The organism is Rahnella sp. P4_A8, assembly GCF_056402435.1.
In genome coordinates, this window is sequence record NZ_JBFUHK010000088.1 from 1 (window position 1) to 8,949 (window position 8,949).

An 8,949-nucleotide genomic window follows, 5' to 3' on the forward strand; every position below is an offset into this window, starting at 1 on the left:
CATTACGACACAGGCCGCGCAAGTACAGGCCACCGGCGACCTGGCCCTGAACGCCGGGCGGGATGTGAATATTACGACACAGGCCGCGCAAGTACAGGCCACCGGCGACCTGGCCCTGAACGCCGGGCGGGATGTGAATATCACCACCGCACAGGAAAGCCAGTACAGCTACGACGAAAAAACCAAAACCAAAAAACACCTGTTCTCCGGCACGACCACGCATACCGTTGCAGAGGACTATGCCACCACAGAGAAAGCCTCACAGCTGAGTGGCAATAAAGTCTCCGTTGTCGCCGGGCAGGACCTGACGGTGAAAGGTTCGTCCGTGGTCGGTGACGGGGATGTGACGCTGAAAGCGGGGAAAGACCTCAGCATTACCGCCGCCACAGAGGAACAGTCCAGCTACCGGCTGAGTGAGAAAAAAACCAGCGGCATGTTCAGCGGAGGCGGTCTGGGCGTGACGTTCGGCAGCAAATCCTCGCGTCAGCAAATCAATCAGGACGGCACCACCCAGAGCCAGAGCAGCAGTGCCGTCGGCAGCACCGGCGGCAACGTGAATCTGATTGCCGGTGAACAGGCGCATATCGGTGGCTCGGATGTGAACGCTAAAAATGACGTCAACATCGTCGGCGGCTCGGTCACGGTTGACCCCGGCAATGACATGCTGACCCGCAAACAAATCTACGAGCAGAAACAAAGCGGCCTGACGGTCTCGCTGTCGAGCCCGGTGACGGATGCGCTGTTGTCGCTCACCAGCATTGCCAAACAGGCCTCACAGACCGGCGACGGCCGAATGAAAGCACTGTATGGCGTGCAGGCGGTGGAGCAGGGCTGGATGTCCTCGATGGACGGGACCGCAACGCAGGCGTCTCAGTTGATGAATGGCAAAGTGGATGGCAACCTGGTCCAGTTGCAGGTCAATATCGGTGCGAGTAAAAGTAAATCCACTTCCGAACTGGAACAAAATCAGGTCACTGGCAGCACGATTACCGGTGGACGTAATGTTGCCATCGTTTCGACAGGTGCCAATGGGCAAAGCGGTGATATCACTATCACCGGCAGCGGTGTGACGGGAAATAAAGTCACGCTTGCTGCGCAGAACGATCTGCTATTGCAGGCCGCGACGAATAACAGCAAACAGACGAGTAAAGACAGTTCAAACGGCTGGAGTGTCGGCGCGCATATCTCACTGGGTAAGGAAACCGGCATTGGGGTACAGGGTAATGGGTATGCTGCGAAAGGTTCCTCGGACGGTGAAACGACGGAATACGTCAATACCCGCGTAAATGCCAAAGATAACCTGATTTTAAGCAGCGGGCGTGACACCGTACTCTCCGGAGCGCAGGCGCTGGGCGATAAAATCACGGCAAATATCGGGCGTGATTTGACGCTCACCAGTCAGCAGGATACCGACGACTACCAGAGTAAACAGCAGAGCATCAGCGGTGGATTCAGCTTCACCTTTGGGTCGATGACCGGCTCTGCTTCCCTGAGTATGAGCAAGTCTAAAACCCAAAGTGAATACGCCAGCGTGGGCGACCAGAGCGGGCTGTTTGCGGGCAATCAGGGTTATGACATCTACGTCGGTGACCATACACAACTGAACGGTGCCGTGATTGCCTCGACCGCTGATGCGGCCAATAACAGTCTGAATACAGGGACGCTGGGCTGGGACGATATCCAGAACAAGGCAAACTACAGTGCCAGCAGCGTTGGGGTCAGCGCCGGTTTCTCATCCAGTAAAGACCAGGGGGACGTGCGGCACAATGCAGGGGGTGTGCTGCCGGTGATGACCAATGCCAGCGGCAGCGCATCGGGCACCACCCGTTCAGCGGTTGCTGATGGCAGCATTACGGTGCGTGATACCGGCCAGCAAACGCAGGATGTGAGTACGCTGAGCCGTGATACGGAGAACGCCAACGGGCATATCGATAAAATTTTCGACAAGCAGAAAATAGAAGAAAATCAGGCCGTGGCGCAGGCTATCAGCCAGGTGGGCGTCCAGACGATGCAGAACGTGGTCATGCAGGCGCAGGTGAATGCACGAAGTGACGCGCTCGCAAGATTGTCAGGCACGGCGGAGTACAATAAAGCTTCACCTGCAGACCAGCAGAAAATGCTGGAGAACTCGCCGGAATACATTGCAGCAGAACAAAAGTATGGTATCGGCAGCCCGTTCTGGACGGCGGGCACGGCGATATCAGGCGCGCTGGCAGGCTTAACCGGTGGCGACATGAGCCAGGCGCTGGCGGGCGGGCTGGCCCCTTATCTGTCCCTGGCCGTGAAGGCGGCGACCACAGACGCCAAAGGCAACGTTAACGAAGTCGAAAATATCACCGGGCATGCGCTTGCCGGCGCAGTGGTCGCCTATCTGCAGGGCGGTTCTGTGTCGGGCGGTGCAGCCGGGGCCGCGACCGGTGAACTGGCTGCGCAGTTGATTGCGAAAGAGCTGTATCCGGGAGTAAAACCGGAAAACCTGACGAATGATCAAAAAGCGAATGTCAGCGCACTGAGCACGCTGGCGGCCGGTCTGGCGGGTGGCGTGGCCGGTAATTCGTCTGTGGCTGCGGGGACGGGTGCGGTTGCCGGGAAAACGGCAGTTGAGAATAATGCGGAGAGTGACCTTAGCAAATTCGAAAAGGATGCAGAAGAGTTAAGGAAAAAGGAGAATGAGATATTTGGTGGGCTTCCTGACACTGAAAATCCTGAGCTGACACATAACGTAGTAAGTCCAGGGTCCAGGATTAGGAGTAGGTGTTGGGATTGGTGCAACAGGAACAGGCAAAAACGGGGGTGGAGTGAATGGCGGAGGAACTTCAACACCTAAAGTACCGACTAACTTGCAACCTTTCACAAACCCGGCACAAGGTCCTGTAATCCCCTCGGACTGGGTGAGCAAACCAGGTAGAGTAACCGGAAGCATAATTTATTATCCTCCTGGTACTGACCCGAGTAACCCTGGCAGCTCGTATATTAGAGTTATGCCGCCTGGCTCAACTCCGGTACCTGGGTTAGAAAATGGTTATTGGATATCGGTCAAAAATGGTCAGCCGACGAATCCTGCCACAGGCGGTACCGGCACTCGTGGGGAAACGCACATTCCATTACCAACAGAGACGATGCCACCAAAAAGATGAGGTAGCAATGATTAGTAAAGATGAACTTCATGAGTTTGAGCACTCTATATTTACCGGAATAACAGTTGGAATTGGGTCTATGATTTTATTATTTTCGTCTAGTACCCGAGTATTGATCCAATGCCCATTCCTATGCGGTCGAAATGAACGGTCACATTTAGGTCATGGAGAAAATATAGAAACAAGTAATTTACTTTTTCCTCTTCTTAATCATGAGGTTAAAAATTGCTCACTCCTGGGTAATAAAAGATTGAATTTATGCTTTGACGATGGAAGTTATATATGCATAACTCCAGAAAATAACGGGTTAGAATCTTATGTAATTACGACTAGCCAAGGTGATTATCCGATAATTACTTACTGATTAATAACCTAAGCCAAGTCGTCGGAAGAGCCTGTGCATGCCTTCACTGTTGAATGAAGGTTCTGAAAGTGAGGTGTGAAATGACTAGTGAACGAGAGGCTTTAGAAAAAATTCTGGGCGGAAAAATTGAGCAATCGGACTCTCGAAGTGTACCTGGTGTTACGGTTGTTGATGGGCAGCAAGTTGTTTATTTTTCGGATGATGGGAAAAACAAATTCCGAAAACAATTTAATAACGTAACGTGCTTTTCTGAACCTCCGAATGCCGTTCGAGGTGGGGTAAATGATCGAGGGTGCAAAGTCACCCCGCCCTCGGGTCCTCTTTTTCACGCGATTTCCTATCATGGTGATCTTAACGGTTGGAAAAAAGATATTGAGATAGGGGCAAATGGCCTTGCTCTATTACTCGCTCAAATCGAAGGTGAACAATTTGTTATTTCTGATGGGCGCTCGTTCCCTCTATCAGATTGTAAAATAGAGTTTTCTTGATGGTTAGGCGCCTCAATCGCTTTTTTGCCATGTCTCCTGACCAAGGTTTTTAGGGCTAATCAGCCTGATGTGAAGGGAAATGGTTTCGGAGGTGCCAAAAAATCAACCAATTGCCTATTTTCTGACTCGGAATCCGGATTTTAGGCGCACAGTTCCTGAGTTTGTCCCCGCAACCATTCTTTTGCATCACTGATGCAGCCTGTCTGACGGCAATTTTGTTACCCACGTATCCCCGCTAGGGCGCCGAAAAACGTAGTCGTTCACCACAAAGAATGGCAGATATGGATTAATGAATAGTATACAACTTAATGAATATTAAAGAAAAATACCCTTATTTATCATATTTATTAAGGTTCTACCTTAACTAAGATTTTGAGGTGCTGTTTGGTAATGCGAATGAAAGATTGGCAGCATATAAGGCTACTGAGACTGCGGAAGAGCGGCAGCAGATGAAAGCAGAGATAGATTATTTGCTGGCACTTTCTCTATCAGAAGATGAATTACAGGACATACTGCTTAACAAAATTGATTGTAACTATTATTACCCATAACGAATGGCGTTCTTCGGAAAAATGGCTGAAACACATATATAAACAAATGAACTGAAAAGATCCCGGCCAAGTTGCCGGGATCTTTTTATCAATTACTCAGCAGGCCTGATCACCAGTTGCCCCGTTCTACGCTAATGGTAACCGGCGTATCAGCGGAGCGCTTGCCGGGCTCACCGGTGGCGATATGGGACAGGCTCTGGCGGGCGGGCTGGCACCTTATCTGTCTCAGGAGGTAAAAAAAGTCACGGGGGACAGCGCTGTCGCTAACACCGTTGGGCATGCATTGGCCGGGGCTGTGACAGCCTATATTCAGGGTGGCTCAGTGACGGGCGGCGCAGCAGGCGGTGCTGCGGGAGAATTAGCTGCGAAAATCATCATCAGTGCATTTTACCCCAATACCAAACCAGAAGACCTGACGGAGGAGCAGAAGGCAAATGTCAGCGCATTAAGTACATTAGCTGCCGGTCTGGCGGGTGGTGTGGCCGGGAATTCGTCATTGGCAAGCGTGCAAGGGGCGATTGCTGGGAAGACGGCAGTGGAGAATAATGCACTTAGTAGTCTTGGGGACGTTTTTGGTAGCCAAGGTAGTAAGTATTTTGAAGGTGCAGCCTCTTTAGAAAAAGAGCTTTTGCAAGATCCCAATCTGACGGATCAAGAAAAACAGAAAATCCGTGACCAATATATAAAAGGTGATCTACCTGAGGATGTTATCAAGGCTATCTTGGAAAATAATCCAGGATCAGACACTGTGATGTCATTATTGAATGCAAAAAATCCAGAAGATTATGCGTTAGCATTATTAAGTACATTACCAGCTGAGCGAGCATTAGCCTTAATTGGGAAATTTGCAAAAGCTGCTCCAAAAACTGGTGTCTTTAATATAGCTGAACGAGTTTACGATCAACTAAATGACCCAAGGTTGGGGAGTTTGTCTGGGAAATTTAACGCTGCAGACCTGCAAAAGCTTGTTAACAACCCCGATGCGGTACGTGTTTATGATGCAAAAAGCGGTCATATCAATGTAATACAAACCGTTGATGGAAAGCTTTTGCGCATTACTGTACCAAATAATGAAATGAAGATAATATCTGTCGGTCCTATCAGGCCAAACCAAGTGAAAAATCTTATCGAGAAAGGTTCTTTTGTTCCTTTACCTTGAGGCGCAATGAGTATGGCAAAAATACATATTGAAGAAATACAAAAATATCTTGCGGCACGAGGTGAAAAAGATGCATTACCTCATGTGAACAACGGAGAGGGTTATTTCCTTGAAATCCGATTTGATGATCAAACGCTGAAGGCTTCACACTGTGTAGATGAGGAGCTCAAAAACAAAGTTATTACGGCTGATTGTCCTTACGGAGCGGTGACAATTATTTTTGGTGAAGACGGGCAACTTGTATCTTTAGATTTAAGTTGATTACTCAATCCCGGCCATCGATCCGGGATTTTACTTTATATCCTCAGCGGTTCAGCTCTGGCAGGATAACCAGTCGTTCGCGCACAGCAACAACAATCACTGTGACCACGCTGAATCAGCCGCCGAGTCGCCGAACTTGATGTCCGCCTCTCACGAATCGCATCCCAGACTGCTCAAGGGAAAGTAGAGATCATTCACGATGCTCTCATTGACGGGTGGACTGCTGGGCCTAATCATCGGAGCCGCGCTGGGACTGACTGGCGCTGGTGTTCGGCCTCGGCATGGACATACGTCATGCAACGCCTGTGGCGCTGCTCGCCGTGGGCGTTGCAGCGACCCTGGGTGCTTTGCGGGGATTGCGCAAGGGAGTTGTTCGGTATAGAGCAGCAATGATGCTGGCTGCTGCTGGCGCCGTGACGGCTCCGCTACTCAATGGCTGGCGTTGGCAAGTGCATTCTCAGCGGTGGGGTTACTGGTATACACTGGTCGCGAAGTCTCTGTGGTACAAGCCCGTCCAATTTGGTTTAGCTACGCTTTCCCGTTGGTGATGTTTCTCAGTGCCTTTTCGGCCTTTTTCGCACTACTAATCGTGTCGAACCGCGAGGACAGGTCGTTAGAGCGAAAACTGGCTTGGGGGCAACTCTGGGCGCTGCCCGCTCAATCGTGCAGAAGATTACTATCTGCGTGTTGCCGCCAACATCGCGTTTATGGGTAAAGCGCCGGTTGCGCAGGCAACGGTAGACGATGTGACGCTCACCGGAGTGAACCAAATGCTCCCCTTCATCCAGCAAACGCTAAAACGGGTGATAACCCAGTCCTAGAGCCGCCTGTGCAAACAGCTCACCGCCATACTGACGCTTCTGCACTTTGGTTGAATACTTACAATTGTGCCAGCAGGAACCAAAATGCAAGTTGGGAAAGTTGCACCTCAGCCGCAGTTTGGAGCATCAAGTTCTGGTGGGGTTCAGTATGAGCTTTTAGATCGTATACCAGCGGCATTATTAGGTAAGCCAATACCTTTAAAATGAGATTATTGAAATGACTGACCAAATTGTGAACGAGTTAAGTGTAAAAGATGGAAATAAAGTAGTGCTATATGATCGGCTCGATATGGAAAGCATCTATGGCAGAGAGCAATGCGCCAGAAATGTTTACTTGATTGATGCGAGTGCTCAAGTAATTTGGCAGGTTTATAGTGAGTATGATTCTGAGGGGAATCCTTTCACAAATATCAGTGTAGATGATCTAGGTAATATTACGGCCTATCGTTGGGATGGCGGACTATATTTTATAAACGGAAATACTGGTTTTGCAAAACCTCAAAAACTAATTAAGTAGTTATGTTTCAAATTATTTTCAGTCTCTGGGGGTTTGCTGTATCATTCGGACCAATGTAGGCACTATACTGGTAGTAATTTCAAGCAGTTACTGTGGAGATATCAGATAAAGCAAAGCCTGGGTCGCCGGGGGAATTGCTGGGAGCATCAACAGCCTGATGGAACGTTTTTTTAGAAGTCTGAAAACAGAATGGATGCCGGATAATGGATACGCTAATTTTAGCGAAGCCAGCACAGCGATAACGAATTACATAACGGGATATCACAGCCAACTCAAAACTCATCAATATAATGGTGGTTAGTCGCCCAACGAATCAGAACGATTGTTCTGGAAAACTCTAAAGCCGTGGCCAATTTTTGTTGACCATATATGGACGCCCCGGGTGTTACAAGTACTGGTTCGATACGGTTTGCGACCATATATCCGGCGTCGTTAGTGGGTTAATTTACCCGCGCCATGATGTTATCCGAGCCCTGTTTCCTTATCACTACACCGGTATATGATTACCCAGGTCAACTTCAGGCTGTTACAGGGACGGTAGCCGTTTTCTCATCAGTGCCTGCAAACTCAGTTAAATAAGTTTCTGTAAATTGCTGTTTTTAGCTAATTCATCGCAACGGCCTTCTGCATATTAAAATCAACCCCATCTGTCAGCACACGCCAGATAATTCTCGTCAGTTTATTCGCCAGTGCAACCGTGGTTTTCAGGAACCCTCGACGAGCTTCAAGCCTTTGCAGCCAAAGGCCCAGACTGTCATCGCGCTTTTTCATACAGCGCATTACAGACCGTGCTCCATGGATGATTAATGTTCTGAGACTACGATTGCCATTTTTTGTCACGGAGGATAATCGTTGCTTGCCTCCCGAACTGTGCTGCCGGGGAACCAGGCCACACCAGGCGGATAACTCTCTGCCGTTGGAAAATTGCCCTGCATCCACTTCACTGATAAACGCTGCCGCGATGAGCGGGCCGACTCCCGGAATAGTTAACAACTGGCGATAGGCAGCTTGTTGTGAAGACAATGCAGCAATTTCCTTATCCAGTCCGGTGACGCGTTCATTCAGCGCCTGCATGTCTTCCCGCAATGTAGAAAGTAAACGGCGGACAGTGAACGTTAACTCATTCGACGCGTCTTCCATCAGTTCAGGCAGGTGCTGCTGGAGGCACTGTATCCCGACAGGGATAATGAGACCATATTCAGCGAGCAGAGAACGAAGCTGGTTAGCCAGCGCCGTTCTTTGCTCAACCATGAGCTGACGGGTATTTCGCAGCGCTTTGATATCCTGCTGCTCAGCAGTTTTGACCGGAACAAAGTGGATGCCAGGGCGGAGTGCTGTTTCACAAATCGCCAGCGCATCATTAGCATCGTTTTTCTGGCTTCTGACAAAGGCTTTAACGTGCTGGGCAGGTATCAGTCTGACGTTGTATCCCATCGTTCTGAAGGTTCTGCCCCAGAAGTGCGAAGTAGAGCATGCCTCCATCGCGATAAGCGTTCCGGGCTCGAAGTGTCGAACGCAATCCAGCAATTTTGAACGGGAGATCTTCTTGTTATATGCAATTGAACCATCAACCATCCAGACGCATACCTGAAAAACAGATTTGGCAATGTCKATACCAACAACTCTGATTGTGTTCATTTGATATCACTCC

The 8,949-nt window shown here is 49.5% G+C and carries 7 protein-coding genes and 3 pseudogenes; 9 read left to right on the plus strand and 1 reads right to left on the minus strand.

Annotated features, from left to right (window positions below):
* The 9 genes and pseudogenes from AC1DUO_RS22170 to AC1DUO_RS22210 form a co-directional block, all read left to right on the plus strand.
* Positions 1–2,827: hemagglutinin repeat-containing protein (locus AC1DUO_RS22170; protein WP_477988779.1), on the plus strand; the 2,827-nt coding region annotated here is incomplete at its 5' end.
* A 754-nt stretch (positions 2,828–3,581) separates the two neighbouring features.
* Positions 3,582–3,989, plus strand: coding sequence for a hypothetical protein (locus AC1DUO_RS22175; protein WP_013575352.1), 408 nt, complete (start codon positions 3,582–3,584; stop codon positions 3,987–3,989).
* 377 nt (positions 3,990–4,366) lie between these two features.
* Positions 4,367–4,540 carry a hypothetical protein gene (locus AC1DUO_RS22180; RefSeq protein ID WP_158307032.1) on the plus strand — a complete coding sequence of 58 codons (174 nt, stop codon included), beginning with the start codon at positions 4,367–4,369 and terminating at the stop codon, positions 4,538–4,540.
* A 184-nt stretch (positions 4,541–4,724) separates the two neighbouring features.
* The gene (locus tag AC1DUO_RS22185; protein ID WP_477988782.1) at positions 4,725–5,699 is read left to right on the plus strand and encodes a VENN motif pre-toxin domain-containing protein; all 975 of its coding nucleotides are present in this window, start codon (positions 4,725–4,727) and stop codon (positions 5,697–5,699) included.
* A 12-nt stretch (positions 5,700–5,711) separates the two neighbouring features.
* Positions 5,712–5,960, plus strand: coding sequence for a hypothetical protein (locus AC1DUO_RS22190; protein WP_013575353.1), 249 nt, complete (start codon positions 5,712–5,714; stop codon positions 5,958–5,960).
* A gap of 421 nt (positions 5,961–6,381) precedes the next feature.
* Positions 6,382–6,618 (plus strand): annotated as a pseudogene (nrfD, locus tag AC1DUO_RS22195) (NrfD/PsrC family molybdoenzyme membrane anchor subunit); the annotation flags it as partial.
* A pseudogene (locus AC1DUO_RS22200) lies at positions 6,614–6,760 on the plus strand (hypothetical protein); the annotation flags it as partial. The pseudogenes nrfD and AC1DUO_RS22200, both read left to right, overlap by 5 nt.
* Positions 6,761–6,998: 238 nt before the next feature.
* Entirely contained in the window at positions 6,999–7,298 is a 300-nt protein-coding gene (locus AC1DUO_RS22205) for a hypothetical protein (protein WP_013575354.1), read from the plus strand.
* 33 nt (positions 7,299–7,331) lie between these two features.
* Positions 7,332–7,661 (plus strand): annotated as a pseudogene (locus tag AC1DUO_RS22210) (IS3 family transposase); the annotation flags it as partial.
* Positions 7,662–7,901: 240 nt separating this feature from the next.
* Here AC1DUO_RS22210 and AC1DUO_RS22215 read toward each other — a convergent pair.
* On the minus strand, positions 7,902–8,936 hold the full coding sequence (locus AC1DUO_RS22215; protein ID WP_013576221.1) for an IS110 family RNA-guided transposase: 1,035 nt from the start codon (positions 8,934–8,936) through the stop codon (positions 7,902–7,904).
* Positions 8,937–8,949 lie beyond the last annotated feature (13 nt).

Excerpts from the sequence above, each read along its gene's own strand:
- AC1DUO_RS22175 (WP_013575352.1), top strand. The coding sequence starts at position 3,582 with ATGACTAGTGAACGAGAGGCTTTAGAAAAAATTCTGGGCGGAAAAATT.
- AC1DUO_RS22185 (WP_477988782.1), top strand. The coding sequence starts at position 4,725 with ATGGGACAGGCTCTGGCGGGCGGGCTGGCACCTTATCTGTCTCAGGAG.
- AC1DUO_RS22190 (WP_013575353.1), top strand. The coding sequence starts at position 5,712 with ATGGCAAAAATACATATTGAAGAAATACAAAAATATCTTGCGGCACGA.
- AC1DUO_RS22205 (WP_013575354.1), top strand. The coding sequence starts at position 6,999 with ATGACTGACCAAATTGTGAACGAGTTAAGTGTAAAAGATGGAAATAAA.